The sequence below is a fragment of the Pseudomonas sp. PsB genome (genome assembly GCF_043658375.1).
In the GTDB taxonomy this organism is placed as follows: domain Bacteria; phylum Pseudomonadota; class Gammaproteobacteria; order Pseudomonadales; family Pseudomonadaceae; genus Aquipseudomonas; species Aquipseudomonas putida_Z.
On sequence record NZ_JBIGLU010000032.1, the window covers coordinates 1 to 24,574 of the forward strand.

Annotated in this window: 25 protein-coding genes and 2 pseudogenes; 12 read left to right on the plus strand and 15 right to left on the minus strand. The window is 64.4% G+C overall.

Features of this window, described 5'->3' with window-relative positions:
• Positions 1 to 204: pseudogene (locus ACGLHT_RS25025) on the plus strand (glucose-6-phosphate isomerase); the annotation flags it as partial.
• A gap of 111 nt (positions 205 to 315) precedes the next feature.
• Here the strand turns inward: ACGLHT_RS25025 and wecB are convergent.
• Entirely contained in the window at positions 316 to 1,482 is a 1,167-nt protein-coding gene (gene wecB, locus ACGLHT_RS25030; RefSeq protein ID WP_274120075.1) for a non-hydrolyzing UDP-N-acetylglucosamine 2-epimerase, read from the minus strand.
• A gap of 536 nt (positions 1,483 to 2,018) precedes the next feature.
• Here wecB and ACGLHT_RS25035 point away from each other — a divergent pair.
• Positions 2,019 to 2,354: a ComEA family DNA-binding protein gene (locus ACGLHT_RS25035; RefSeq protein WP_024086485.1), complete on the plus strand. Its 336-nt coding sequence runs from the start codon at positions 2,019 to 2,021 to the stop codon at positions 2,352 to 2,354.
• 242 nt (positions 2,355 to 2,596) lie between these two features.
• Here the strand turns inward: ACGLHT_RS25035 and ACGLHT_RS25040 are convergent, their stop codons facing one another.
• Positions 2,597 to 2,764: a DUF2897 family protein gene (locus tag ACGLHT_RS25040; RefSeq protein ID WP_010952850.1), complete on the minus strand. Its 168-nt coding sequence runs from the start codon at positions 2,762 to 2,764 to the stop codon at positions 2,597 to 2,599.
• Positions 2,765 to 2,945: 181 nt separating this feature from the next.
• Here ACGLHT_RS25040 and pyrF point away from each other — a divergent pair, with 181 nt between their 5' ends.
• A complete protein-coding gene (gene pyrF, locus ACGLHT_RS25045; protein WP_010952851.1) occupies positions 2,946 to 3,647 on the plus strand; it encodes an orotidine-5'-phosphate decarboxylase in 702 nt (233 codons plus the stop codon).
• Positions 3,648 to 3,705: 58 nt separating this feature from the next.
• On the opposite strand, the gene ACGLHT_RS25050 is transcribed toward pyrF, so the two are convergent.
• The 3 genes from ACGLHT_RS25050 to ACGLHT_RS25060 all read right to left on the minus strand — a co-directional run bounded on the left by ACGLHT_RS25050 (position 3,706) and on the right by ACGLHT_RS25060 (position 6,459).
• Positions 3,706 to 4,536, minus strand: coding sequence for an undecaprenyl-diphosphate phosphatase (locus ACGLHT_RS25050; protein WP_025338140.1), 831 nt, complete (start codon positions 4,534 to 4,536; stop codon positions 3,706 to 3,708).
• Between the two features lie 195 nt (positions 4,537 to 4,731).
• A complete protein-coding gene (locus tag ACGLHT_RS25055) occupies positions 4,732 to 5,007 on the minus strand; it encodes a DUF3077 domain-containing protein (protein WP_015269340.1) in 276 nt (91 codons plus the stop codon).
• A 450-nt stretch (positions 5,008 to 5,457) separates the two neighbouring features.
• Entirely contained in the window at positions 5,458 to 6,459 is a 1,002-nt protein-coding gene (locus tag ACGLHT_RS25060) for an NADP-dependent oxidoreductase (RefSeq protein ID WP_025338143.1), read from the minus strand.
• A 175-nt stretch (positions 6,460 to 6,634) separates the two neighbouring features.
• Between ACGLHT_RS25060 and ACGLHT_RS25065 the strand changes: the two genes are divergently transcribed.
• Positions 6,635 to 7,396, plus strand: coding sequence for an SDR family oxidoreductase (locus ACGLHT_RS25065; protein WP_025338144.1), 762 nt, complete (start codon positions 6,635 to 6,637; stop codon positions 7,394 to 7,396).
• Between the two features lie 162 nt (positions 7,397 to 7,558).
• Here the strand turns inward: ACGLHT_RS25065 and ACGLHT_RS25070 are convergent, their stop codons facing one another.
• Positions 7,559 to 8,716, minus strand: coding sequence for an MFS transporter (locus ACGLHT_RS25070; RefSeq protein WP_274120076.1), 1,158 nt, complete (start codon positions 8,714 to 8,716; stop codon positions 7,559 to 7,561).
• A 274-nt stretch (positions 8,717 to 8,990) separates the two neighbouring features.
• On the opposite strand from ACGLHT_RS25070, the gene ACGLHT_RS25075 reads away from it, so the two are divergent.
• The 3 genes and pseudogenes from ACGLHT_RS25075 (at position 8,991) to ACGLHT_RS25085 (ending at position 12,445) form a co-directional block, all read left to right on the plus strand.
• Positions 8,991 to 10,388 (plus strand): PLP-dependent aminotransferase family protein, encoded by a 1,398-nt coding sequence (locus tag ACGLHT_RS25075; RefSeq protein ID WP_274120077.1) that lies wholly within the window; start codon positions 8,991 to 8,993, stop codon positions 10,386 to 10,388.
• 668 nt (positions 10,389 to 11,056) lie between these two features.
• Positions 11,057 to 11,584: pseudogene (locus ACGLHT_RS25080) on the plus strand (HAMP domain-containing protein); the annotation flags it as partial.
• Positions 11,582 to 12,445 (plus strand): methyl-accepting chemotaxis protein, encoded by an 864-nt coding sequence (locus ACGLHT_RS25085; protein WP_394520581.1) that lies wholly within the window; start codon positions 11,582 to 11,584, stop codon positions 12,443 to 12,445. The pseudogene ACGLHT_RS25080 and the gene ACGLHT_RS25085, both read left to right, overlap by 3 nt.
• Before the next feature lie 144 nt (positions 12,446 to 12,589).
• Here the strand turns inward: ACGLHT_RS25085 and ACGLHT_RS25090 are convergent, their stop codons facing one another.
• Complete coding sequence (locus ACGLHT_RS25090) at positions 12,590 to 13,780, minus strand: benzoate/H(+) symporter BenE family transporter (protein ID WP_084785075.1); 1,191 nt, start codon at positions 13,778 to 13,780, stop codon at positions 12,590 to 12,592.
• A gap of 291 nt (positions 13,781 to 14,071) precedes the next feature.
• On the opposite strand from ACGLHT_RS25090, the gene ACGLHT_RS25095 reads away from it, so the two are divergent.
• Complete coding sequence (locus ACGLHT_RS25095) at positions 14,072 to 14,674, plus strand: glutathione S-transferase family protein (protein WP_025338149.1); 603 nt, start codon at positions 14,072 to 14,074, stop codon at positions 14,672 to 14,674.
• Positions 14,675 to 14,804: 130 nt separating this feature from the next.
• On the opposite strand, the gene ACGLHT_RS25100 is transcribed toward ACGLHT_RS25095, so the two are convergent.
• From ACGLHT_RS25100 to ACGLHT_RS25120, 5 genes are all read right to left on the minus strand, one after another.
• Entirely contained in the window at positions 14,805 to 15,176 is a 372-nt protein-coding gene (locus ACGLHT_RS25100) for a glutaredoxin (RefSeq protein WP_003260822.1), read from the minus strand.
• Positions 15,177 to 15,235: 59 nt separating this feature from the next.
• A complete protein-coding gene (folE, locus tag ACGLHT_RS25105) occupies positions 15,236 to 15,781 on the minus strand; it encodes a GTP cyclohydrolase I FolE (protein WP_013971502.1) in 546 nt (181 codons plus the stop codon).
• A gap of 70 nt (positions 15,782 to 15,851) precedes the next feature.
• A complete protein-coding gene (locus tag ACGLHT_RS25110) occupies positions 15,852 to 16,412 on the minus strand; it encodes a Smr/MutS family protein (RefSeq protein WP_024086499.1) in 561 nt (186 codons plus the stop codon).
• A gap of 174 nt (positions 16,413 to 16,586) precedes the next feature.
• Positions 16,587 to 16,907 (minus strand): hypothetical protein, encoded by a 321-nt coding sequence (locus ACGLHT_RS25115; protein ID WP_024086500.1) that lies wholly within the window; start codon positions 16,905 to 16,907, stop codon positions 16,587 to 16,589.
• 85 nt (positions 16,908 to 16,992) lie between these two features.
• Positions 16,993 to 17,583 carry a cysteine hydrolase family protein gene (locus ACGLHT_RS25120; protein ID WP_025338152.1) on the minus strand — a complete coding sequence of 197 codons (591 nt, stop codon included), beginning with the start codon at positions 17,581 to 17,583 and terminating at the stop codon, positions 16,993 to 16,995.
• 180 nt (positions 17,584 to 17,763) lie between these two features.
• Between ACGLHT_RS25120 and prmB the strand changes: the two genes are divergently transcribed.
• On the plus strand, positions 17,764 to 18,672 hold the full coding sequence (prmB, locus tag ACGLHT_RS25125) for a 50S ribosomal protein L3 N(5)-glutamine methyltransferase (protein WP_015269350.1): 909 nt from the start codon (positions 17,764 to 17,766) through the stop codon (positions 18,670 to 18,672).
• 153 nt (positions 18,673 to 18,825) lie between these two features.
• Here prmB and ACGLHT_RS25130 read toward each other — a convergent pair whose 3' ends face one another.
• Both ACGLHT_RS25130 and ACGLHT_RS25135 read right to left on the minus strand, forming a co-directional pair.
• Positions 18,826 to 19,608: a hypothetical protein gene (locus ACGLHT_RS25130; protein ID WP_274120079.1), complete on the minus strand. Its 783-nt coding sequence runs from the start codon at positions 19,606 to 19,608 to the stop codon at positions 18,826 to 18,828.
• Positions 19,609 to 19,822: 214 nt separating this feature from the next.
• Positions 19,823 to 20,785: an alpha/beta hydrolase gene (locus ACGLHT_RS25135; RefSeq protein WP_274120080.1), complete on the minus strand. Its 963-nt coding sequence runs from the start codon at positions 20,783 to 20,785 to the stop codon at positions 19,823 to 19,825.
• A 236-nt stretch (positions 20,786 to 21,021) separates the two neighbouring features.
• Between ACGLHT_RS25135 and aroC the strand changes: the two genes are divergently transcribed.
• From aroC to ACGLHT_RS25150, 3 genes are all read left to right on the plus strand, one after another.
• A complete protein-coding gene (aroC, locus tag ACGLHT_RS25140) occupies positions 21,022 to 22,113 on the plus strand; it encodes a chorismate synthase (RefSeq protein WP_025338155.1) in 1,092 nt (363 codons plus the stop codon).
• A gap of 132 nt (positions 22,114 to 22,245) precedes the next feature.
• Positions 22,246 to 23,400 carry an MFS transporter gene (locus ACGLHT_RS25145; protein ID WP_137163246.1) on the plus strand — a complete coding sequence of 385 codons (1,155 nt, stop codon included), beginning with the start codon at positions 22,246 to 22,248 and terminating at the stop codon, positions 23,398 to 23,400.
• Positions 23,400 to 23,936, plus strand: coding sequence for an oxidase (locus ACGLHT_RS25150; RefSeq protein WP_137163247.1), 537 nt, complete (start codon positions 23,400 to 23,402; stop codon positions 23,934 to 23,936). Before ACGLHT_RS25145 ends, ACGLHT_RS25150 begins: the two co-directional genes overlap by 1 nt.
• 124 nt (positions 23,937 to 24,060) lie before the next feature.
• On the opposite strand, the gene ACGLHT_RS25155 is transcribed toward ACGLHT_RS25150, so the two are convergent.
• Entirely contained in the window at positions 24,061 to 24,333 is a 273-nt protein-coding gene (locus ACGLHT_RS25155; RefSeq protein WP_025338158.1) for a DUF3509 domain-containing protein, read from the minus strand.
• Positions 24,334 to 24,574 lie beyond the last annotated feature (241 nt).

A 24,574-nucleotide genomic window follows, 5' to 3' on the forward strand; every position in this document is an offset into this window, starting at 1 on the left:
GCGCTGGTGGCGATGTACGAGCACAAGGTCTTCGTACAGAGCGTGATCTGGGGCATCAACGCCTTCGACCAGTGGGGTGTGGAGCTAGGCAAGGAGTTGGGGGAGGGGATTTACCAGCGTTTGATTGGCAGCCGTGAAGAGACCGCTGATGACGGTTCAACTCAAGGACTGATCAATTACTTCCGCGGTCGTCACCGGGGCTGATACTCCCTCCAAGGTCGTCATGCTGTCGGCCACTGGCTGCCCCGAAAAGGGGCAGCCGCTGTCTAGCGTCAAGTCTCTGATTGGGGGCCGCTTGTTGTTATCTTCGATTTTCTATGGCCTTGTGGCATTAGGTGCGTTCTCGACATTTGGTTCAACAGCAAAACCAGCAAGCGCCCCCACAATCCGCCCACACGCCTTCCCATCACCATACGGATTATGCGCCACGCTCATCTCTCGATACGCCCCATCATTCGTCAGCAACCTTGCCAGCTCCCCGACAATAGACCCAACCTCCGTACCCACCAGCTTCACCGTCCCCGCCGCCACTGCCTCTGGCCGCTCCGTGGTATCGCGCATCACCAGCACCGGTTTGCCCAGCGCCGGCGCTTCCTCCTGAATCCCCCCCGAGTCGGTCAAAATTACATACGCACGGCTCATCAGATAAACGAACGGCAGGTAATCCAGCGGCTCGATCAAGTAGATATTCCCCACATCCGCCAGCAGCCGGTTGACCGGTTCGCGCACGTTGGGATTGAGGTGCACCGGGTACAGCACATCCACCTCCGGAAACTGGCGCGCCGTCTGCACCAAAGCCTGGCAGATGCGTTCAAAGCCTCCGCCAAAGTTCTCGCGACGATGGCCTGTTACCAGCACCATACGCCGGTTGGCAGCCAGGTAATCGAACTGGCGCTCGAACTGGGCCCTCAGCGCCGGGCTCTCCAGTTTGTGCACCACTTCCAGCAGGGCGTCGATCACGGTGTTGCCGGTGGTGAAAATGCTCGCCGGGTCGATGCCTTCCCTTAGCAGGTTGTCACGGGAGGTGGCGGTGGGGGCGAAGTGCAGGGCGGCCAGGGTGCCGGTCAGGCGCCGGTTGCCTTCTTCTGGCCAGGGTGAATACAGGTTATTGGTGCGCAGGCCGGCTTCTACGTGGGCTATCGGTATTTGTTGGTAATAGGCCGCCAGGCTGGTGGCAAACGTGGTCGCGGTGTCGCCATGCACCAGCACCACATCGGGCTTGAATTCGGCCAGTACCGGCTGGATACCCTGCAAAATCCCCGTGGTCACGCCGGTCAGGTCCTGGCCGGGCTTCATGATGTTCAAGTCGTAGTCGGGAGTGATACCGAACAGTTCCAGTACTTGGTCGAGCATTTGCCGGTGCTGGCCGGTGACGCAAACGCGGGACTCGAAGCGGGCGTCCTGGGCGAGTTGCAGGGCGAGGGGGGCCATCTTGATGGCTTCTGGACGGGTGCCAAATACGGTGAGGGTCTTGAGGGGCACGGCGGTGATCCTCTTGCTGGACGGGGCAGTACGGGTGGGCCGAATGGGCTGGGCTGGCGCGCGAAGGCTGGCCTGGTGGACGGGCTGGGTGCGAGGGCAAGCGGCGGGTTGGATGGGGGCATGCAGCTTGGGTCCTTCAAGCAAACGGCTGTCCATTGCTCAAAAATCTAGCAGTTGGTTCATGTGATGCCAGTTGGCAGGGGGGGTGTTTGCCGGCTGGAGGGTGCGGTTGTTCGTGATCAGGCCTTGTTCACCGGGGGCTGTAGGAATGTGGGCAGGTTTTGCTGTGAATGCGGCATCGGACAAACGGGTATTCGGCTACAGGCCATACGGCATGGCGCCAATGCTCTCGGCCGGAGTGGAGGAGGGGGAAAGGTCATTGTTTCTGGGGTGGCGAAGTTGGCTGGGTGATTGATCGATTTGGTAACCATTCGCCGATGATGGTGGCTGTTTCGGTGTGGGGTTTGCCGCTAGGGTTGATTGCGCAGCCGAAGGAAAACGGCTGCCGGAAAATGACCAACCTAGGAGTGTTCACCATGCGTAACAACGTTCTGTCGTACCTGCTGCTGCCGCTGTTCGCCAGCCTGTCCTTTTCCCTAAGCGCTGCCCCGGCCAGCACCACGGCGGTGGCCGAGCCGGTGCCGGTGGTAACCCAGCAGCAGGCCCAGCAGCCGCAGCGGCTGGACCTGAACACGGCTGATGCGCTTACTTTGCAGAAGGAGCTGAACGGGATAGGGAAGGCCAAGGCTGAGGCCATAGTGGCCTACCGGGAGGCCAATGGGCCGTTTGCTTCGGTGGATGAACTGCTGGAGATCAAGGGGATTGGTAATGCGTTGCTGGAGCGTAACCGGGACAAGGTGATGGTGGAATAAGGGGGGGGCTGGGGCCGTGTCCTGGCCTTGATTTTCATGATGTACACGCTGCAATTGGCTGGTTGACGCGCCCCTTGTAGGAGCGGCCTTGCGTCGCGAAAGGGCTGCAAGGCAGCCCCAGCTATTCCTGCAGTGCCGCTGAAACCCGGGGGCCGCTTTGCGGCCCTTTCGCGACGCAAGGCCGCTCCTACATGGACCGTAACAGCCGGTCAGATCGTGCCAGCGCCAGCGACCGGCGGGCGCTAGCGGTCCTGCGCATCCTTGGCATCCGCTTCGGCATTGCGCTCATGCACCTTGCGCAGCTGTTCTTCGGTCAGTGGCAGTTTCTTTGCCGTATCGCGCAGCAGCATTAGCCCGCCGACGATCGAGCCGAGGGCTATGATGAGTATCAGCCAGGCATACCAGGGCATTGTCGTTCTCCTTTGCTGGTGATGGGCAGCGCTTGTACAAATGTTGAGCAATTGCCCGTTCCGTTGGTTCAATTATAGGAGCCAGCCACTGTCGGGCCAATTCCGTGACCTGCGGGCCCCAAAGCCTGTGCCACTTCGTTTACAATGCGCGCCGTTTTCGACTTGCCAAGAGACCCTGCCCATGTCCGCCTGCCAGACGCCCCTGATCGTCGCCCTGGATTTCCCTACCCGTGAGGCCGCCCTGAAGCTGGCTGACCAGCTTGACCCTGCGCTGTGCCGGGTGAAGGTTGGCAAGGAGCTGTTCACCAGCAGTGCTTCGGGCATTGTCGAAACCCTGTGCGACAAGGGCTTCGAAGTGTTCCTGGACCTCAAGTTCCACGACATCCCCAACACCACCGCCATGGCGGTGAAGGCCGCGGCCGAGATGGGTGTATGGATGGTGAACGTGCATTGCTCCGGTGGCCTGCGCATGATGGCGGCCTGCCGTGAAGAGCTGGCCAAGCGCAGCGGCCCGCAGCCGTTGCTGATTGGTGTGACCGTGCTGACCAGCATGGAGCGTGAAGACCTGGCCGGCATCGGCCTGGATGTCGACCCGCAAGAGCAGGTGCTGCGCCTGGCGGCGCTGGCCGAGAAGGCTGGCATGGACGGTTTGGTGTGCTCGGCGCTTGAGGCCCCGGCACTGAAGGCGGCGCACCCGTCGCTGCAGCTGGTGACCCCGGGCATTCGCCCGGCAGGCAGTGCGCAGGATGACCAGCGCCGTATCCTCACCCCGCGCCAGGCACTGGATGCAGGTTCGGACTACCTGGTGATCGGCCGCCCGATCAGCCAGGCCGCCGACCCGGCTCAAGCGCTGGCAGCGGTAGTCGCTGAAATACGCGGCTGAACCTGACCAATGAAAAAGGGCTGCGGATGCAGCCCTTTTTCATTTTTGTGTCGTGCTATCAGCCCTGAGCTGTCGACCAGTCGATCCAGCCGAACTGCCAGGTAGCCAGGATCAATAAACCGAAGGCGATGCGATACCAGGCAAACGTCGCGTAGCTGTGGTTGGCGATGAACTTGAGCAGCGCACGCACGGCGATCATGGCGAAGATGAACGAGGTCACGAAGCCGATGGCGAACACCGGCAGGTCGCCGGGCTGGAACAGCTCACGGTACTTGTAACCCGAATACACTGCTGCGCCGACCATGGTCGGCATCGCCAGAAAGAACGAGAACTCGGTGGCCGCCTTGCGCGACAGGCCGAACAGCAGGCCGCCGATGATGGTGGACCCGGAGCGCGACGTGCCCGGGATCATGGCCAGGCACTGGACGAAGCCGATCTTCAGGGCATGGCTCCAGCGCATGTCATCGACGTGGTCGACTGCCACGCGGTGGGTACGGCGTTCGGCCCAGAGCATGATTACCCCGCCAACCACCAAGGCCGTTGCCACGGTGATCGGGTTGAACAGGTAGTGGTGAATCAGGTCGGCGAACAGCACGCCCAGCACCACCGCTGGCAGGAACGCCAGCAACAGGTTGCCGGTGAAGCGCCGCGCCGCGGGCTGACTGGTCAGGCCGAACACCACTTCCAGGATCTTGCCGCGAAACTCCCACACTACCGCCAGGATCGCCGCCAGCTGGATGATGATGTTGAACGCTATCGCGCGTTCACCGCCGAAATCTATCAAATCGGCAACGATGATCTGGTGCCCGGTACTGGAGATCGGTAGAAACTCCGTGAGCCCTTCAACCACTCCCAGGATGATTGCCTGGAAGGCAGTCCATAAATCCATTGATCCCCCCCGTTGGAGCCGTGCTGCTTGCACGGCCCATGCTCTTGATTTACCTATGATTGCCGGTCGAGGCGACGAAGATGTTGGTGCGCGCCGGATGCTACCAGAGCGACGGTGCGAAGACTTGTGCGGGGTTGTAACGGTGTGGAAGCGTCTGCTGTGCCGGCCGCTTCCACAAGGGGCTGCGCTGCCCTGTCAGTGCAGCTTGTTCTTGGCCAGTTCGATGTCGTTCATCAGGGCCTTGGCCATGGCCAGCAGGTAATCGGCGGAGCCCAGCAGTTTGTGGTCATCTTCCATGTCGCCTTCGCGCACAAGGTGCTTGATGTAGCCCAGCAGCACTGACACGTGCTCGTAGGCATCATCAATCGGCACGCCGGGCTGTACGCGGAGCAGGTCCAGGGTGGGGTTGCCGGCTTCGAGGAAGGTTTCCAGGCCTGCGGTTAGGATGGGGGAGGGGGTGTACTTTTTCATGGTAGTAGCTCCTGACAAGTGGAACTGCCACGCGGATCTTTCTCACGGACCTGGGCGGCAGTCGTACACGGGGTGAGAAACCGAGGGAGCTTCAAAGCTCGGCCAGACCGAGGTCTGCCCGCGTACGACCGCCATGACAGGCAAGCCAGCTAACTCGCAACAGGTTCTCACACCCGGTCACCAACATGGCGACCCGGTGAAGTTATCCCTGAGGGATTTCCCCGACAATTCAGCTGCTTCTGACTGCGGTGTAGGATAGTTCGCTTGCTGCTTCAAGCTGAAGCGGTGGGGGCAAGGTTCAGGAAAGTCTGACGATTCTGGAGGGGCTGACAGGTGTACGCCTCCAGTGCCGTAGCGCCTGTCAGATCGAGCGCCGCCCGCGCGGCGCTCGATCTCACAGGCGCTGCAAAACCCAAGGCATACACCTGGACGCCCAATCGCAATCCCCAATCAAACCTTCAACACCAACTTGCCAAAGTTCTCCCCACTGAACAGCTTCAGCAAGGTCTCGGGGAAGGTCTCCAGCCCTTCCACCACATCCTCCTTGCTCTTCACCTGCCCGCTGGCCAGCCACCCGGCAATCTCCAGCGCGGCCTTGCCGTAATCCTTGGCGTAATCCATCACCACGAAGCCTTCCATGCGCGCGCGGTTCACCAGCAGCGACAGGTAGTTGGCCGGGCCTTTCACCGCTTCCTTGTTGTTGTACTGGCTGATCGCGCCGCAAATCACGATGCGTGCCTTGAAGTTGATGCGGGTCAGCACGGCGTCGAGGATGTCGCCGCCGACGTTGTCGAAGTACACGTCCACGCCTTTGGGGCATTCGCGCTTCAGGCCGGCCAGCACATCTTCGGCCTTGTAGTCGATCACCCCGTCAAAGCCTAGTTCGTCCTTCAGGTACTGGCACTTCTCGGCGCCGCCGGCAATGCCGACCACGCGGCAGCCTTTGATCTTGGCAATTTGCCCGACAATGCTGCCCACCGCGCCGGCCGCGCCGGAAATGACCACGGTGTCCCCCGCCTTGGGCTGGCCGACGTCCAGCAGGGCGAAGTAGGCGGTCATGCCGGTCATGCCCAGCGCCGACAGATAGCGCGGCAGGGGCGCCAGGCTGGGGTCGATCTTGTGCAGGCCCTGGGGTTCGCCAGTGAAGTAGTCCTGCACGCCAAGGGCGCCGCTTACATGGTCACCCGGCTTGTAGGCGGGGTGGTTGGAGGCAACAACCTCGCCAACACCCAGCGCGCGCATCACCTGGCCCAGGGCCACGGGCGGGATGTAGGACTTGCCTTCGTTCATCCAGCCGCGCATGGCCGGGTCCAGCGACAGGTACAGGTTGCGCACCAGCACCTGGCCTTCGCCGGGTTGTTCGGCGGGCACGGTCTCGAAGCTGAAGTCGTCACGGCGCACGGTGCCGACCGGGCGTTTGGCGAGCAGGAAGCGGCGGTTGGTGTTGGTCATGGCGGGTCCTTGTGGGCAATGGAAAGGGGAGGCGTCAAATCTACCCTGTTGATGTAGGCAGGTCCTTAACATCACTGACAAGCATGGTAGCCCAACCGGTGGGGTGATGATGCTGCCCGGGCGGGTGGTGGCTGACTATGCTCTGAACCCCACCAAGCACGCTTTGGAGCACGCGATGAGCATGACCTTTTCCGGCCAGGTAGCCCTGGTCACCGGCGGCGCCGCCGGCATCGGCCGGGCAACCGCCCTGGCTTTCGCCCGGGAGGGCCTGAAGGTGGTGGTGGCCGACCTCGACCCGGCCGGTGGCGAGGCAACTGTGGCCCTGATCCACGCTGCGGGCGGGGAGGCGCTGTTCATTGCCTGCGACGTTACCCGTGACGCCGAGGTGCGCCAACTGCACGAGCGCCTGATCGCCGCCTATGGCCGGCTGGACTATGCCTACAACAACGCAGGTATCGAGATAGAGCAGGGCCGCCTGGCCGAGGGCAGCGAGGCGGAGTTCGATGCCATCATGGGCGTCAACGTGAAGGGTGTGTGGCTGTGCATGAAGTACCAGCTGCCGTTGCTGTTGGCCCAGGGCGGTGGGGCCATCGTCAATACCGCTTCGGTGGCGGGCTTGGGCGCGGCGCCGAAGATGAGCATCTACAGCGCCTCCAAGCACGCGGTGATCGGCCTGACCAAGTCGGCGGCCATCGAGTACGCCAAGAAGGGCATCCGGGTGAATGCGGTGTGCCCGGCGGTGATCGACACCGACATGTTCCGCCGTGCCTATGAGGCCGACCCACGCAAGGCCGAGTTTGCCGCTGCCATGCATCCGGTGGGGCGCATTGGCAAGGTCGAGGAAATTGCCAGTGCCGTGCTGTACCTGTGCAGTGATGGCGCGGCGTTCACTACTGGGCATTGCCTGGCGGTGGATGGTGGGGCTACGGCGATCTGAACCGAAACCGCGTGGCCTTCTTCGCGGGTATATCACTGGCCCTGAGGGCCGTGTAGGAGCGGCCTTGTGTCGCGAGCGGGGTGCGAAGCGCCCCCAAAATCTCAGCTTCGCCGCATGATTTGCCGGGGCTGCTGCGCAGCCCATCGCGACACAAGGCCGCTCCTACACTGACCGCGCTGCCTGTGCGGTTTTCACCGAGCTGGATAGCAATGCCAGCTCTACAACCACACACCCAACCACCAGCACCCCACCAAACACCAGCAACGCCAATCGTGATCCCAGCCGGTCGCTCAACAGCCCGGTAAAGATCACCGGCAGGCTGAACCCCAGGTACGCCAGCAGGAAGAATCCGGCACTGGCCCGTGTCTTCTCGCTGCCGGCCAGCTCGTTCACCGCCGCCAGCCCGCCCAGGTAGATAAACCCGTAGCACGCACTACTGGCCGCCACCGCACCCAGCAATACCGCGCCCAGCTGGCCGCTGTCCGCACCCCAGGCCAGCACGGCATAGCTGCACGGCAAGATCACCAGCCCCAGCAACGTGGCCGTACGGCTGCTGAGGCGCCGTGCCATGGGCTGGAACAACAACCCGCAGCTGATCACGCAAAAGGTCGAGAACCCCGACCAGGCGCTAAGCCCGTGCTGGCGCAGTATGCCCGGCAGCAGGGCGATCACCAGCCCCACGCAGGCCCACGCCAGCAAAATGGCCAGGCCATAGGCCACGCTGCCACGGGGGTAGCAGGGCAGGCGCAGCATGGGGTTGCGTGCTGCCGGGCGTGGGTCCGGCAGGCGCCACACCAGCAGCATGGCCAGCGCCGCCAGCAGCAGTTGCAGGTGGAAGCTGCCCGGGGTCAGGCTGGGGCCGCGCAGCAGGAACAGGCTGGTCAGTGCTGCACCCAGGCCAAAGCCCAGCGAGGTGCTGGCGGTAACCCAATTGGCGGCGCGGGTGTTGTCTGCGCCGCCCATCAGTTCACCCATGTAGGCGGTGGCCGTGGCCGAGGCCAGGCCGGTGCCCAGGCCGAGGAACAGCCGCGCCAGGCCCAGGGTTTGCAGGCTGGGGGCCAGCAGCATCAGCACGGTGGCGACCATCGACAGGGCCAGTGCGGCGAGCACCAATGGCCGGCGCCCAACCCGATCGGCCAGCCCGCCCAGGGCCAGTAGCACGGGTAGTACGCCGAGCACATAGCCGGAGAAGGCCACCGCGGTGGCGGCGGCGCCTTGGCCGGAGAGGTCGGCGTAGGTGATGTACAGCGGGGCCTGCAGGTTGACGGCCAGGGTGATCAGGCAGAGGGCGAAGGCCAGGCGGGCCGGGGCGGAGGGCATGGGTAGGGTCCTTGTCTGCAGGTGTAGGAAATCCAGGCATCATGCGGTTCTTGTAGGAGCGGCCTTGTGTCGCGATGGGCTGCGCAGCAGCCCCGAGATCTCCGCTCAAGCACAAATTGCCGGGGCTGCTACGCAGCCCATCGCGACACAAGGCCGCTCCTACAAGAACCGCGTCAGCCGGTTGAATGGTGATAACTCTGATTACCGTCCACCAGACACACCGCCACCCCTTTTATGCTTAACTGTTCGCTCAAAACCAGCGAACACCTGCCCCATGCACTTGCCCCTCGACCGCACCAGCCCCACCCCGCTGGTACAGCAACTCACCGACCACCTGCAAACCTGGATCGACCAGCAACGCCTGCGCCCCGGCGCGCGCCTGCCGTCGATCCGGGCCTTGGCCCGCAGCCAGGCGGTCAGTGCGTCGTGTGTGATCGAAGCCTACGACCGCCTGGTCGCCAGCGGCTGGCTGGAGGCCCGCCACGGCACTGGTTTTTTCGTCGCCGAGCGCAAACCCGGTCTGGCCGTGGAAGACGCCCAACCCTGGGGCGAGGCCGGCGACGGCAGCTGGCGGCAGTTTCGCGAGGGCCATGACGAGTTGCTCAAGCTGGGCTGTGGCTGGTTGCCCAGCAGTTGGCGCGCCGCCACCGAACTGGCCCAGGCAGTGCGCCAGGTCAGCCGCGGCAACCCACAGGACCTGTTCGACTATTGCCCACCTTTGGGCCTGGCCAGCCTTCGCCAGCAGTTGCACAAGCGCCTGGCGCAGCTGGGCATCGCCGCCGGCCCTGAACGTATCCTCACCACCCATGGCGCCAGCCACGGCCTCGACCTGCTGGTGCGCACCCTGCTGCGCCCGGGCGACACGGTGCTGGTGGAAAACCCCGGCTACTACAACCTGTACAACCTGCTGCGCCAGCACCAGGTGCACATGCTGCCGGTGCCGCGCACCGCCGAAGGCCCGGACCTGGCCACCCTCGAAGCGCTGCTGGCGGCGCACAAGCCGCGCTGCCTGTTCATCAACAGCCTGTACCAGAACCCCACCGGCACCAGCCTGACGCCCAAGGTGGCGTATCGCCTGCTGGAGCTGGCCCGCGAGCACGACTTGCGCATCATCGAGGACGATATCTACGCCGACTTCCAGGAAGGCCCGGCCACCCGCCTGGCCACCCTCGACAGCGAACAGCGGGTAATCTACATGGCCAGCTTCTCGAAAACCCTCAGCAGCTCGCTGCGGGTCGGCTACCTGGTCGCCGACCCGGCATTGCTGGCGCGCCTGGCCGAGTTGAAGATGGTCAGCGGCATCGGTACCTCGCGCTTTGCCGAGCAGGTGGTGGGGCAGATGCTGGCCAACGGCAGCTACCGCAAGAGCGTGCAGCGGCTGCGTGTGCGCCTGGGGCAGCACATGGCCAGGCTGCTCGGCCAGCTGGAACAGGCGGGCTGGCAGGTGTTCTGCGAGCCCTACGGCGGCATGTTCGTCTGGGCCTGCGTGCCGGGCCGGGATTTCGCCAGCCTGGAGCGCCTGGCGCTGGAACACGATGTGCTGCTCACCCCCGGCAGCGCCTTCGATTACCAGGGCACGGCCAGCGCCTGGCTGCGCATCAATGTCGCCTACGGGCAGGACTCTCGCGCCCAGGCCTTCCTTCAGCACGCAGGGCGACCTCTGCCAAGCTGATAGCGACACGCTCATAGCTATTTGACACTATTCTGACGCCAGGCCCTTGTTCATCGGCTGGCAACGTTGCCACCCTTGGCCTTCGGGATAACCTCGCACGCAGAAGGGGAATCGGCATGGGCGCGAGCAAGCACGGTGTGCTGGCCAACCTGGGCATGGCCCGCAAACTCGGCCTGGGCTTTGCCTTGGTGCTGGTGCTGACCCTGGCGGTGGCGGCCATTGGCATTGCCGCGCTGCACAGTGTTGGCCAGCGCTTCGACAGCTTGCGCCAACTGGCCCAGTTCAATACCGACCTGTTGCGCTTGCGCCAGCACGAGCAGGCCTTTGCCCTGCGCTCCGACCTGCAGCAGGCCGAGGCCTTGCGCAGCGGCCTGCAGGGCCTGGCCGAACGCGCCCGTGGCGTGCCGGCGCTGGCGGCGGCGGAAACCGACCTGGCCGCCTATGGCCAGGCATTCGAGGCCTTTGTCGAAGCGGTGCAGGCCAAGGAGCTGGCGCTGGACATGGCCAGCTGGTCGGTGTCCAGCGTGGCCAACAACCTCGACGTGCTGCAGGCCGGCCTGGCTGACGACGGCGTGTATACCCTCAAGCAGTCCCAGGGCCAGCAGGGCGGCGCGTTCCTCGAGCAGGCCGGGCAGGTGGCGCAGGTGTCGCGGTTGATGCTGCAGGCCATGGACGAAGCGCGGGTACGCCTGGAAAAAAGCCGCAAGGGCGAAGAGGGCGTCAGCCAGGAACGCATCGCCCAGACTGTCGAGGCCGCCAGCCTGGTCAGCCAGTTGCAGGGCGCCGTCAGCGATGCCGGCTACCAGAGTGTGCTGGGCGAAGTGGCGGGGCACATTGGCAGCTTCTCGGAAAAACTCAACGAATACACTGACCAATTGGCCCGCGAGCAGGGCTTGAAGGCGCAGTTGCAAGCCAGTGCTGAACAAGTCACCAGCCGGGTCGACCAGGCCTACCTGGGGCAGGAGCAGGCCCTGCAGGGCGAACTGCAACGCAATGCCGTGGCCATCGGCCTGGCTACGGCATTGGCGCTGCTGGTAGGTGTGCTGGCCGCCTGGCTGATCACCCGCGCCGTGGTCGGGCCGCTCAAGCATGTGATTGCCCGCGCCCAGCGCATCGCTGCCGGCGAGCTGAGCTTTGACGCCCAGGCACCACGGCGTGACGAAGTAGGGCAGCTGATGCAGGCCATGCAGCAGATGGCGGCGGGCCTGTCGGGCATTGTCAGCGGTTTGCAGCAGGGCATCGAGCAACTGGCCGGCAATGCGCAGGCGCTGTCGGCGGTGACCGAGCAGACCAACCGCGAGGTGGGCAGCCAGAAGGAAGAGACCGAGCAGGTAGCCACCGCCATGCAACAGATGACCGCCACGGTGCACGATGTGGCGCGTAATGCCGAAGAGGCGGCGCAGGCGGCCCAGGCTGCGGACGAGAAGGTTGATTCCGGGCAGCAGGTGGTGCGCCAGAGCATGCAGCGTATCGAGCAACTGGCGTCGGCGGCGGAGACGGCCAGCGCCGGCATCGACAGCCTCAGTGCCGTGATCCACACCATTGGCGACGTGCTGGAAGTGATCAAGAGCGTGGCCGAGCAGACCAACCTGCTGGCGCTGAATGCTGCTATCGAAGCCGCCCGGGCGGGTGAGCAGGGGCGTGGTTTTGCCGTGGTCGCTGATGAGGTGCGTGCGCTGGCGCGGCGTACCCGGCAGTCTACCGAGCAGATCGAGACCCTGGTCGCCAGCCTGCGTGGCAATGCTCAGCAGTCGGTGGCGCAGATTCGCGGCAGTACCGAGCTGGTGCGTTTGGCGGTGGCCGATGCACTGCAGACCGAAAGCGCGCTGGGCAGCATTGCGGCGGCGGTGTCATTGATCCAGCAGATGAACCAGCAGATTGCCGCGGCGGCCGAGCAGCAGAGCTCGGTGGCGGAAGAGATCAGCCGTAGCGTCACGCAGATCCGTGGTAGTGCCGATCAGGCGGCGTTGGCGATGCAGGACAATGCCCGGTCGAGTATCGAGCTGGCGCAGTTGGGGACCGATCTGAAGGGGATGGTGGGGCATTTCAGGTTGTGATCTGGGCTTGGGCTTTGTGTTGCCTGTACCGGCCTCTTCGCGGGCATGCCCGCTCCCACAGGGATATCATTGCCCTCAGGTCCAGTGATATCCCTGTGGGAGCGGGCGTGCCCGCGAAGAGGCCAGTACAGGCAACAAATACCTTCAGGCCCTGCGCGGGTTGAGGATCATCAAGGCCAGTACCCCCGCCACAATCCCCCAGAACGCCGAACCAATCGAGAACAAGGTCAGCCCCGAAGCGGTCACCATGAAGGTAATCACCGCCGCCTCCCGCTCCCGCGCTTCGCTCATGGCCACGGTCAGCCCGTTCATGATCGAGCCGAACAGCGCCAGCGCCGCAATCGACAGCACCAGCTCTTTCGGCAGCGCCGCAAACAGCGCCGCCAAGGTCGCGCCGAACACCCCGGCAATGCCATAGAAAATCCCGCACCACACCGCCGCGGTATAACGCTTGGCCGGGTCTTCATGGGCATGCGGCCCGGTGCAGATCGCCGCGCTGATCGCCGCCAGGTTGACCCCGTGCGAGCCGAACGGTGCCAGCAGCAGCGAGGCAAAGCCGGTGGCCGAGATCAGCGGCGAGGCCGGCACCTGGTAGCCGTCCGCGCGCAGCACGGCCACACCCGGCATGTTCTGCGAGGTCATCGCCACCACGAACAGCGGAATGCCAATGCTGATGGTCGCCGCCAGCGAGAAGCTTGGCGTGGTCCACACCGGCGTGGCCGCTTCCAGGCGGAAGCCGCTGAAGTCCAGCAGGCCCAGGGCGCCGGACAGTACCGTGCCCACCAGCAACGCGGCCAGTACGCAGTAACGCGGCGACAGGCGCTTGACCAGCAGGTAGCTGAAGAACATGCCCAGTACCAGCAAGGTGCGGTGCTGGGCGGCAACGAAGATTTCGCTGCCGATCTTGAACAGGATGCCCGCCAGCAGCGCCGAGGCCAGCGAGGCCGGGATGCGCTTGACCAGGCGCTCGAAGCTGCCGGTCAGGCCACAGATCAGCACCAGCACGGCGCAAGTGATGTAGGCGCCGATCGCCTCGCCATAGCTGACCCCGCCCAGGCTGGTGATCAGCAGGGCGGCGCCGGGGGTGGACCAGGCCACGGTGATCGGCGTGCGGTAACGCAGCGACAGGCCGATGCTGCACACCGCCATGCCGATCGACAACGCCCAGATCCATGACGAAATCTGCGCGCTGGTCAGCCCGGCAGCCTGGCCGGCCTGGAACATCAGCACCAGCGAGCTGGTATAGCCGGTGAGCATGGCGATGAAGCCGGCGACCACCGCCGACGGGGAGCTGTCTGCCAGGGGCCGCAGGCGTGCGGAAGTGGCATCGGTCATGAACAAAATCCTTGTAAAGGTGTAAGCAGTTTTTTCAGACTACAGCGAGCAAGGTTGATCCTTGCCATACAGCGGCCATTGCTTTTAGCCGTACAGTCGCCAACTATTGGGCGCAAATGCAGAACTGCACAGGCAGCCACAAGAATGGTGCCCGCTTTTGTAGGAGCAGCCTTGTGCTGCGAAGAGGCCGTTTCAGCCCATGCAGGTGCTGCGCCTGTAACGGCCTCTTCGCAGCACAAGGCTGCTCCTACAGGGCCAGGCGAGATCTTTGGCATAGAGGGGAGAGGGGCGATGTACAAGGTCTATGGCGACTACCAGTCGGGCAACTGTTACAAGGTCAAGCTGATGTTGAGCCTGCTGGGCCGGCCATATGAATGGCACCCGGTGGACATCCTCAAGGGCGAGACCGAAACGCCCGAGTTCCTGGCGATGAACCCTAACGGCAAGGTGCCGGTGCTGGAGTTGGAAGACGGCAGCTACCTGTGGGAGTCCAATGCCATTCTCAACTTCCTGGCCGATGGCAGCGAGTTTTTGCCCACCGAGCCACGCCTGCGCACCCAGGTGTTGCAGTGGCAGTTCTTCGAGCAGTACAGCCATGAGCCGTACATTGCCGTTGCGCGTTTCATCCAGTTCTACCTGGGGTTGCCGGACGAGCGCCTGGAGGAGTACCGCAAGCTGCACAAGGGCGGTTACAAGGCCCTGAGGGTGATGGAGCGGCAGCTGCAGATGACGCCGTACCTGGTCGGCGAGCAGTATTCGATTGCCGATGTGGCGTTGTATGCCTACACCCATGTGGCGCAGCAGGGCGGGTTCGACCTGGCCGACTACCCGGCAGTGAGGGCCTGGCTGGAGCGGGTCAGCAGCCATCCACGGCATGTGCCGATGGTGGGCTAGTTTCTAGCCTGTGCCGGCCTCTTCGCGGGCATGCCCGCTCCCACAGGTATTCCACAATATTCAGCCCTGTGGTGAACCTGTGGGAGCGGGCGTGCCCGCGAAAGGGCCAGTACAGGCCGCCTGCAAACGGTCAGGCCGACGCGAACCGCTCATCCAGGTAGGCAATGATCGCCTTGGACTCATACATCCAGGTCACCTTGCCCGCTTCTTCAATGCGCAGGCACGGCACTTTCACCCGGCCGCCACCTTCCTGCAGGGCCTGGCGGTGCACCGGGTCGTTCTTGGCATCGCGCAGCGCCACCGGCACGTTCAAACGGTGCAGGGTGCGGCGGGTCTTGACGCAGAACGGGCAGGCGTGGAACTGGTACAGCGCCAGGCCCTGGGCCGCTTGCTCGACGCGGGCCTGGGCGGCGGCGTCGCGCTTGCGCTTGGCCGGGCGGCTGATCCAGTCGCCGAACACGATGAGCTGGCCGAGGCCAACCCGCAGGGCTTTGACGATCATGGGCAACTCCTGAAATGAAAAAGCCGACCCGGCAGGGTCGGCTCGGGGTCAGCAGCCAATCACTTGATCAGGCTGAGGAACTCGCTGCGGGTGGCGGCGTTTTCGCGGAACTCACCCAGCATCACCGAGGTGATCATGGTCGAGTTCTGCTTCTCGACACCGCGCATCATCATGCACATGTGCTTGGCTTCGATGACCACGGCAACGCCGGCGGCACCGGTTACCTGCTGCACGGCCTCGGCAACCTGGCGGCTGAGGTTTTCCTGGATCTGCAGGCGGCGAGCGTACATGTCGACGATGCGCGCCACCTTCGACAGGCCCAGTACCTTGCCCTTGGGCAGGTAGGCCACGTGCGCCTTGCCGATGAACGGCAGCATGTGGTGTTCGCACATCGAATACAGCTCGATGTCCCGGACCAGCACCATTTCGCTGTTGTCAGAGCTGAACAGCGCGTTGTTGGTGACTTCTTCCAGTGTTTGCTCATAACCGCGGCAAAGGTACTTCATCGCCTTTGCAGCCCGCTTGGGCGTGTCGAGCAGGCCCTCACGGGAGACGTCCTCGCCAATCTGGCTGAGGATCTCGGTGTAGTTCTGTTCCAGGGACATGGATCTACCTGTGGGAAAAAATCGCAAAAACGAAGGGTACGGCGGTGAGGGCGGCGCTGCAAGCGCGGCGTTACTCGTCGCGGCCTTCGAGCATGGTTCGCTTGAGCATCACATACACCGCGCCGGTGCCGCCGTGGCGGGCGTTGCACGAGGCAAAACCGAGCACCTGCGGGTGCTGGCGCAGCCAGGTGTTGACGTGGCTCTTGATCATCGGGCGCTTGCCGTCCAGGCGCGCGGCCTTGCCGTGGGTAACCCGCACGCAGCGCACTTCCAGTTTGGTGGCTTCGGCGATGAAGTCCCACAGGGTTTCGCGGGCCTTTTCCACGGTCATGCCATGCAGGTCGAGGCTGCCCTCGAACGGGATCTGCCCCAGCTTCAGCTTGCGCAGCTGGCCTTCCTGCACGCCGTCGCGGCGCCACAGCAGCTCGTCTTCGGCGCCAACGTCGATGACGAACTGGTCGGACATGCCGTCGATCACCAGCGCCTTGTCACTGCGCACGGTCGCCGCCTGGCGCAGGCCGGCCAGCTTCTGGCGGTCGGCCTTGGGCTTGCCGACTTCGGCGCGGTCGTGCGTGATCGGTTTGACACCGCGCACTTCGGCCTTGAACAGGGAAAAATCGTCGTCTTGCATGATGCCTCCACGTGGGCGGCGTAGTTTACGCGACTGTGGGGCCTTGTGCAGCCTGTGCCGGCCCTTTCGCGGGCACGCCCGCTCCCACAGGGATATCACAGGGGCTGAAGGGAGCGGGGTACCTGTGGGAGCGGGCGTGCCCGCGAAGAGGCCGATACAGGTAATACAACCCCATCAGTCATGCTTCTTCATCAGGTGCGGCGAAAGGTTCAGTTCCCGCCCGCGGCGCAGGCGAATGCGGCTGCGCCGCCAGAAGCGCACGCCCAGCCAAAGCAGCAGCAAGCCGGCCACGGTGAGGATGCCGGCCAGCGGTTTGTTGGCATTGAGCTCCGCCAGGGCAGGGTAGTTGCCCAGCAGGCCGGCGACCCCGGCCATCGCCAGCAGCACGCCAAGGGTCGCCAGCATGGCCGACAGGCCGGCCGCCAGGCGGGCGCCCCAGTTACGCGGTTCGCGCGGGCGCAGGCGCTTGGCGTCGAAACTGCCTTTGAGCTTCATTCCGCTCTCCTCTGTGGATATCCGGAATTCGACCTGGAGCCGCCCATCGGGTTCCGCCCGGCTGCCGGGCGGTTGTACCAGCCGATCAGATCAGGCTGGCGGTGGGGGCCACGCAAGCGAAGTTGTCGGCCATCACGGCCATTTCGCACTGGTGGATCTGCGCGGCCGGGATCACCCCATCCTTGAATGCCAGGTCGCGGGTCGCCGAAGCGTCCTCCACCAAGGTGCAGCGGTAACCATAGTCCTTGGCGCGGCGTACCGTGGTGCTGACGCTGGAGTGGCTCATGAAGCCGCAGACGATCAGGTCCAGATGGCCCAGCGCCTGCAGGGTCTCATGCAGTTGGGTGTTCTTGAATGCATTGGGCATGCGTTTTTCGATGACGATTTCGCCTTCCAGCGGCTCCAGCCCCGGAATGAACTGGCCGGCCGGCCCTTGTGGGTCGAAGCGGCCACCGACAGTGCCCAGGTGGCGAACGTGGATGATCGGACGGCCGCTCTTGCGCGCGGCGTCGAGCAACCTGGCGATGTTGGCCACGGCCTCGTCCATGCCCGACAGCGCCAGGGGCCCGCTGAGGTACTCCTTTTGCGCATCGATGATGATCAGGCTGGCGTGGCTCAGCTTGGCCGGCGGGTAGTCGCGGCCAGTGAGGCGAAACATCGTGGTTGGAACGGACATCAAGGGCTCCTTGGATAGGGCTTTTGTATACCTATTCTCCCCTGCCTTGGCGCCAATGGGAATGGTTGACAACGCAAGCGGCATGGTTACTGGCTTGTGGCTAGTCATTGGGTAAGGCAAAGGAACAAATGTGCGGGTGGGGCTGTTAGACTTTTGTCCGGTCTGAATTAGGAGTACCCCGTGATCACATCCCGCCTGCGCACGCTGCGCGACTACATCCGCTGGGCGGTCAGCCGCTTCCACGAGCACGACCTGTTCTTCGGCCACGGTGCCGACAACGCCTGGGACGAGGCCCGCCTGCTGGTACTGGGGGCGGTGCACCTGCCGTGGGAGGTGGCCGACAGCTACCTGGACTGCATGCTCGAGGACGACGAGCGGGTACGCCTGCAGCACCTGCTGAAGCGCCGTATCGAAGAACGCGTGCCGGCCGCCTACCTGCTGGGCGAGGCCTGGTTCTGCGGCATGTCGTTCATCGTCGACGAGCGCGTGCTGGTGCCGCGTTCGCCGATTGGCGAGCTGATCGAGAAACGCTTCGAGCCGTGGCTGGCGAGCGAGCCGGCGCGCATTCTCGACCTGTGCACCGGTTCTGGCTGCATCGGCATCGTTGCCGCCGACGTGTTCCCCGAGGCCGAGGTAGTGCTGGCCGACCTGTCGTTCGAAGCGCTCGAAGTGGCCAACCAGAACATCGAACGCCACGGCCTGGACGGGCGCGTGTACACCGTGCAGGGCGATGGTTTTGGCGGTTTGCCGGGGCAGCGTTTCGACCTGATCCTGTCCAACCCGCCGTATGTCGATGCAGAGGACTTCGACGACATGCCGGCCGAGTATCACCACGAGCCCGAGTTGGGCCTGGCCTGCGGCAACGATGGCCTGGACCTGGTGCGGCGCATGCTGGCCGAAGCAGCGGACCACCTGACCGACAAGGGCTTGCTGATTGTCGAGGTGGGCAACAGCCAGGTGCATGTCGAGGCGCTGTACCCCGAAGTGGACTTTGCCTGGCTGGAGTTCGAGCGCGGCGGGCATGGGGTGTTCATGCTGACTGCCGAGCAGTGCCGCCAGCATCAGGAACTGTTCAAGGCCCGGGTCTGATTCATTGGGGCTGCGTTGCAGCCCATCGCGACACAAGGCCGCTCCTACAGGGATACGCGTCATCCCTGTGCTACGCGATTTCCTGTAGGAGCGGCCTTGTGTCGCGATGGGCCGCAAAGCGGCCCCAATTCCTAACGGCTAGGCGACGCGGTGTCAGCGCGTGGCAATCCAGATCAGTAACCCCGCCTGGAACACCGCAAACGCCACCAGGCAGGTAATGGTAAAGCGCAACCCGCTGTCTTCACGCTGGTACTTGGCAACCCGTTCATCCCGCTCACGCAGTTGCCCTTCCTTCTCCTGCAACTGCTGGTCAGCCTGCTGCAGCAGGCCGGCAGCATCCAGTATCCCCACTCGCTGCAAGCGCTCGCTGTTCCACGCGCCCTTGAGCTGGCCCACCGTCATTTCCACGGTACGGCCCTTCAGATGCTGGCTGTCCTCGTACTCCACCTCGATACCCATGCCGCGCAGGCAGTGGTCACGACGCAGGCGTGAGTCTTCGTTCAGCGCATCCTTGCTCGGCAGCGCCATGCCCTCGATCTGGTAGTGCGACCACTTGCGCTGCAGCCACTGCGCGGCCTGAGCCAGCAGGAAGCGGCCGATGCCACGGTTCAGCGGCTCCAGTTGCAGGCCATGTTCATTTCCGATGCGCACCCGGCGCGCGGTGTGGTCGACGCGAATGTCCAGGCGGTTCTGTTCCTTGTGCACCTTCTGCCCGGGCAGCTGGATTTCCATGCGCAACAGGCTGTGGGCTTTGTCGTGGCGTTCGGCATAGCCGAACTGCACAAAGCGCAGCGGCCGTGCGCCGGTGTTGCGGTCGGTGGGCAGGGCGGCCAGGCGCAACAGCTGGAAATGTTCGGCGGCCAGCTCGGCCCAGGGTAGGGCGGGGCTTTCCTCGGGCTCTTCGGCCGGCTCTACGGCGGCGGGGGCGGTTGTCATCAGGGCTTGTCCTCAAGTGCGTGCCGGCTGCAAGAGGGGGCACTGCGTGCCCCTTTCGCGACGCAAGGCCGCTCCTACAGAGGATCGCGCATCGCAGAGACGACGCGTAACGCTGTAGGAGCGGCCTTGTGTCGCGAAGGGCCGCGCAGCGGCCCCAATTTTCGCCGTTATCCACCCTATCGGCAGAAGCGCCCAGGACCTGAGCCTATTTCCCTTACGCCGAAGGCAAATGCTGGATAAACGTCACAATCTGCTCGCCAAGCTCCCTTGCCAGCGGCAGTTCAGGGTTGAGGTAGCTGTCGCGCTGCTGGCTCATCGCCTTGGGGCTGATGCGCAGCATGTGGTTCATGCCATCGATCAGCACCAGTTGGGCATCCGGCTTGGCAGCCTTCAGCCGTTCGGCGTCGACCACGCCCACCTGCACGTCGTTGCGCCCCTGCACGATCAGCGCGGGCATGGGCAGGCGGGCAAAGGCCGCCGCCGGGTTCTGCTGGAACAGCGAAATCAGGTAGGGCTGCACGCTGGGGCGGAACACCTGGCGCAGCGGCGCCGGCACCTCCAGGCTGGTCTCCCCGGCCTGCAAACGGTCGAGGAGGGCGCTGCCACCGGCCAGTTGTGCCGGCGGCAGGCGCTGGGCCAGCTGTTCGCGCAGCACGTCGGCCAGCGGCCGGCCGCTGCCGGCCAGGGTAATCACCGCGCTGGCGCCGGCCTGCTCGGCGGCCAGGCTGGCGATCAGCGCGCCTTCGCTATGCCCGATCAGGATCAACGGGCCAAAGCGCGGGTCGGCCTTGAGCTTGTGGCTCCAGGCGACCACGTCGGCCACGTAGCGCTCCACGCTCAGGTCACGCTCGTCGGGCGTGGCCGGCTGGCTGGCGGCCACCCCGCGCTTGTCGTAGCGCACGCTGGCGATGTGCTCGTTGGCCAGCAGCAGGGCCAGGCGCTTGAGGTTGTCGACCCGGCCTGACGCCGGGTTGTTGCCGTCACGGTCGGTGGGGCCGGAGCCGGCGATGATCAGCACCACCGGTGGCGGGGTGGGCTGTTGCGGCAGCAGCAGGCTGCCGTGCAGCACGCCCTGGCCGGTGTCGAGGTCGATCGGGCGTTGCAGCACGGTGGGGGCGGCGGCCTGGGCCAGGCCGGTGCACAGCAGGAAGAAGAGGGCAACGAGGCGCGACATCATGCGGTACTACATGGGGAGATGAGGGTTTGACCCAGTGTTTGCGGGAAGGTTCTCGGGCCTTGCCTGGCAGGTTCGGCCTCTTCGCGGGCTCGCCCGCTCCCACAGGTTTACCACAGGCCTGAGCCGTGTGGGGTACCTGTGGGAGCGGGCGAGCCCGCGAAGAGGCCAGCACAGGCGATCAATCCATCTGTATACTGCCGCTTTCGTTCACTTCAGGCAGATCTCGCGGAGCGTCCATGTCCGGCAATACCTACGGCAAGCTGTTCACTGTCACCACCGCTGGCGAGAGCCATGGCCCGGCGTTGGTCGCCATTGTCGATGGATGCCCACCGGGCCTGGAAATTTCCCTCGCCGACCTGCAGCACGACCTCGACCGGCGCAAGCCCGGCACCAGCCGGCACACCACCCAGCGCCAGGAAGCCGACGAGGTGGAGATACTCTCCGGCGTGTTCGAAGGCCGCACCACCGGCTGCTCGATCGGCCTGCTGATCCGCAACACCGACCAGAAGTCCAAGGACTACTCGGCGATCAAGGACCTGTTCCGCCCGGCCCACGCCGACTACACCTACCACCACAAGTACGGCATCCGCGACTACCGCGGCGGTGGCCGCAGCTCGGCCCGCGAAACCGCCATGCGCGTGGCCGCCGGTGCCATCGCCAAGAAATACCTGGCCACCCAGGGCATTACCGTGCGCGGCTACATGAGCCAGCTGGGCCCGATCGAAATCCCGTTCAAGACCTGGGAGTCGGTGGAGCAGAATGCCTTCTTCAGCCCTGACCCGAGCAAAGTGCCGGAGCTGGAGGCCTACATGGACCAGCTGCGCCGTGACCAGGACTCGGTGGGTGCCAAGATCACCGTGGTCGCCGAAGGCGTCATGCCGGGCCTGGGCGAGCCTATCTTCGACCGCCTCGACGCCGAACTGGCCCACGCGCTGATGAGCATCAACGCGGTCAAGGGCGTGGAAATCGGCGCCGGCTTCGCCAGCGTGGCCCAGCGCGGCACCGAGCACCGTGACGAACTGACCCCGGAAGGCTTCCTCAGCAACAATGCTGGCGGCATCCTCGGCGGTATTTCCTCGGGCCAGCCGATCGTTGCCCACCTGGCGCTGAAGCCGACCTCCAGCATCACCACCCCGGGCCGCTCCATCGACATCGACGGCAACCCGGTGGACGTCATCACCAAAGGCCGCCACGACCCGTGCGTGGGCATCCGCGCCACGCCGATCGCCGAGGCGATGATGGCCATCGCGCTGATGGACCACCTGCTGCGCCACCGCGCGCAGAATGCCGATGTGAAGGTGAATACCCCGGTGCTGGGCCAGCTCTGATTCGCTTGCACTGGCCCTATCGCCGGCAAGCCAGCTCCCACAGGATTACCACAAGCCTGAACATTGTGGGGTACCTGTGGGAGCTGGCTTGCCGGCGATAGGGCCAGTAACGGCAACCCCATAGGCCACCCCATGCAACCAATCCCCTACTGGCGCCTGTCCAGCTTCTATCTGTTCTACTTCGCCCTGCTCGGTTCCACCGCCCCGTTCCTGGCGCTGTACTTCGACCACCTGGGCTTCTCTCCGGCACGCATCGGCGAGCTGGTGGCCATCCCCATGCTCATGCGCTGCATCGCCCCCAACCTGTGGGGCTGGCTGGGTGACCGCACCGGCCAGCGCCTGCTGATCGTGCGCCTGGGCGCATTGTCGACCCTGGCCACCTTCGCCCTGATCTTCCTAGGCAAAAGCTACGCCTGGCTGGCGCTGGTCATGGCCCTGCACGCGTTCTTCTGGCATGCGGTGCTGCCGCAGTTCGAGGTCATCACCCTGGCTCACCTGCAGGGGCAAACCGCGCGCTACAGCCAGGTGCGCCTGTGGGGCTCGATCGGCTTCATCCTCACCGTGGTCGGCCTGGGCCGGCTGTTCGAGTGGCTGAGCCTGGATATCTACCCGGTGGCGCTGGTCACGATCATGGCCGGCATCGTCGCCGCCAGCCTGTGGGTACCCAATGCCCAGCCGGTGGAGCAGGGCGAGCGCAGCGGCGCGGGCGGCTTCCTGCAGCAGCTGCGGGCGCCCGGTGTGATCGCGTTCTACGCCTGCGTGGCACTGATGCAACTCAGCCACGGGCCGTACTACACCTTCCTCACCCTGCACCTGGAACATCTGGGCTATGCCCGGGGTGCCATTGGCTTGCTGTGGGCACTGGGGGTGGTGGCCGAAGTACTGGTGTTCATGGCCATGAGCCGCATCTTCGCGCGCTTTTCGGTGCAGCAGGTGCTGCTGGCCAGCTTCGTGCTGGCGGCGCTGCGCTGGCTGTTGCTGGGCAACCTGGCCGGTGAGCCGGCGGTGCTGGTGTTCGCCCAGGTGCTGCATGCTGCCACCTTCGGCTGCTTCCATGCCGCCAGCATCGCTTTCGTCCAGGCAAGCTTCGGCGCCCGCCAGCAGGGCCAGGGCCAGGCGCTGTATGCGGCGCTGTCGGGCACTGGCGGTGCGCTGGGGGCGTTGTATTCGGGTTACAGCTGGAAACTGCTGGGCCCCACCTTCACCTTTGGTATGGCCAGTGCCGCAGCCTTGGCTGCAGCCGTTATCATTGCCCTTTGTTCGCAACCGACCAGGACCCGCCCCTGATGAGCATTCTCAGCGTTTTCCACCCCTCCAGCCCGGAACTGCCGAACAAGGTGCTGACCCACCACGACGACATCGCCGCCACCCTGGCCGAGCAGGGCGTGCGCTTTACCCAGGCCGAGCATGGCCTGCGGGTGCGCCCGGGCACGGCCCAGGACGAGGTGCTGGAGGCCTGCCGCGATCACCTGGACCAGTTGATGACGGCGCATGGCAGCAAAGCCTTCGTGGTGCTCAACCGTGACGGCGAGGCCCCGGCGCAGGTGGATGTGCGCGATGAGCATGTGCATGACGCCGACGAGGTGTTTGCCGTGGTCAGCGGGCGGGCGCAGGTTGGCCTGCGGTTGGGGGATTGGGTGTATTCGGTGCTGTGCGAGAAGGGTGACCAGCTGGTGGTGCCAGCGGGGACCCGGCGCTGGGTCGAGCTGGGCGATGCGCCGTTTTGCCTGGCGTTGCGGTTGTATGGCAGCGAGCAGGGGATGCAGCCGAGGTTTACCGGGGATGTGACTGCGCGGGCGTTTCTGGGCATTGATGAGTTGTAAGGCTTTGCCGGCCTCTTCGCAGCACAAGGCTGCTCCTACAAGTAAAACGCGAAGCCTGAGGCCGGCGCGGGCTTTGTAGGAGCAGCCTTGTGCTGCGAAGAGGCCAGTTAAACCAACACAAAACTCAGCGATAAGTCGGCAAGGCAAACCGCTGCTGGCTCTGCAGCATCGAAATCACCGGCAGTTCACTGGCCTGTTCGGCCAGATCCCGGCGAATCGCACTGATCGCCCACGAAAGCTGTTCGGCACTGTGCAATTGCGTATAGGTCAGTACCCGGCGGGTGACCTTGCCATCAGCAGCGCGCAGGGTCAGCAGCACACCGCCGTCGGGTCGGGCCTGGGTATTCACCTGGTAGGCCGAAAATACCGAAACGAACTTTTCCTGGATGAGGTCCATATCAACTCCTGGCTGTTGCGTGGCAGACGTGAGTTGATTATTGCAGTGACCGTGCCAGGAAATTTTTTCTGAAAAATCCCTTTAAAATCAGTTGCTTACGCATTTTTTTTCGAAGCGCTGTCGTGCAAGCTGCACGGTCGTGCATTTTGCACAGTGCATATTGCACGACCCGTGGCCAGCTATCGCCCCGATAGAATCTGAACCTTTGACCCGGCAGCCTTGCCTGACAAAGACTTGGGCA

Excerpts from the sequence above, each read along its gene's own strand:
- ACGLHT_RS25035 (WP_024086485.1), top strand. The coding sequence starts at position 2,019 with ATGCGTAACAACGTTCTGTCGTACCTGCTGCTGCCGCTGTTCGCCAGC.
- ACGLHT_RS25040 (WP_010952850.1), bottom strand. The coding sequence starts at position 2,764 with ATGCCCTGGTATGCCTGGCTGATACTCATCATAGCCCTCGGCTCGATC.
- pyrF (WP_010952851.1), top strand. The coding sequence starts at position 2,946 with ATGTCCGCCTGCCAGACGCCCCTGATCGTCGCCCTGGATTTCCCTACC.
- ACGLHT_RS25050 (WP_025338140.1), bottom strand. The coding sequence starts at position 4,536 with ATGGATTTATGGACTGCCTTCCAGGCAATCATCCTGGGAGTGGTTGAA.
- ACGLHT_RS25055 (WP_015269340.1), bottom strand. The coding sequence starts at position 5,007 with ATGAAAAAGTACACCCCCTCCCCCATCCTAACCGCAGGCCTGGAAACC.
- ACGLHT_RS25060 (WP_025338143.1), bottom strand. The coding sequence starts at position 6,459 with ATGACCAACACCAACCGCCGCTTCCTGCTCGCCAAACGCCCGGTCGGC.
- ACGLHT_RS25065 (WP_025338144.1), top strand. The coding sequence starts at position 6,635 with ATGAGCATGACCTTTTCCGGCCAGGTAGCCCTGGTCACCGGCGGCGCC.
- ACGLHT_RS25070 (WP_274120076.1), bottom strand. The coding sequence starts at position 8,716 with ATGCCCTCCGCCCCGGCCCGCCTGGCCTTCGCCCTCTGCCTGATCACC.
- ACGLHT_RS25075 (WP_274120077.1), top strand. The coding sequence starts at position 8,991 with ATGCACTTGCCCCTCGACCGCACCAGCCCCACCCCGCTGGTACAGCAA.
- ACGLHT_RS25085 (WP_394520581.1), top strand. The coding sequence starts at position 11,582 with ATGGCGGCGGGCCTGTCGGGCATTGTCAGCGGTTTGCAGCAGGGCATC.
- ACGLHT_RS25090 (WP_084785075.1), bottom strand. The coding sequence starts at position 13,780 with ATGACCGATGCCACTTCCGCACGCCTGCGGCCCCTGGCAGACAGCTCC.
- ACGLHT_RS25095 (WP_025338149.1), top strand. The coding sequence starts at position 14,072 with ATGTACAAGGTCTATGGCGACTACCAGTCGGGCAACTGTTACAAGGTC.
- ACGLHT_RS25100 (WP_003260822.1), bottom strand. The coding sequence starts at position 15,176 with ATGATCGTCAAAGCCCTGCGGGTTGGCCTCGGCCAGCTCATCGTGTTC.
- folE (WP_013971502.1), bottom strand. The coding sequence starts at position 15,781 with ATGTCCCTGGAACAGAACTACACCGAGATCCTCAGCCAGATTGGCGAG.
- ACGLHT_RS25110 (WP_024086499.1), bottom strand. The coding sequence starts at position 16,412 with ATGCAAGACGACGATTTTTCCCTGTTCAAGGCCGAAGTGCGCGGTGTC.
- ACGLHT_RS25115 (WP_024086500.1), bottom strand. The coding sequence starts at position 16,907 with ATGAAGCTCAAAGGCAGTTTCGACGCCAAGCGCCTGCGCCCGCGCGAA.
- ACGLHT_RS25120 (WP_025338152.1), bottom strand. The coding sequence starts at position 17,583 with ATGTCCGTTCCAACCACGATGTTTCGCCTCACTGGCCGCGACTACCCG.
- ACGLHT_RS25130 (WP_274120079.1), bottom strand. The coding sequence starts at position 19,608 with ATGACAACCGCCCCCGCCGCCGTAGAGCCGGCCGAAGAGCCCGAGGAA.
- ACGLHT_RS25135 (WP_274120080.1), bottom strand. The coding sequence starts at position 20,785 with ATGATGTCGCGCCTCGTTGCCCTCTTCTTCCTGCTGTGCACCGGCCTG.
- aroC (WP_025338155.1), top strand. The coding sequence starts at position 21,022 with ATGTCCGGCAATACCTACGGCAAGCTGTTCACTGTCACCACCGCTGGC.
- ACGLHT_RS25145 (WP_137163246.1), top strand. The coding sequence starts at position 22,246 with ATGCAACCAATCCCCTACTGGCGCCTGTCCAGCTTCTATCTGTTCTAC.
- ACGLHT_RS25150 (WP_137163247.1), top strand. The coding sequence starts at position 23,400 with ATGAGCATTCTCAGCGTTTTCCACCCCTCCAGCCCGGAACTGCCGAAC.
- ACGLHT_RS25155 (WP_025338158.1), bottom strand. The coding sequence starts at position 24,333 with ATGGACCTCATCCAGGAAAAGTTCGTTTCGGTATTTTCGGCCTACCAG.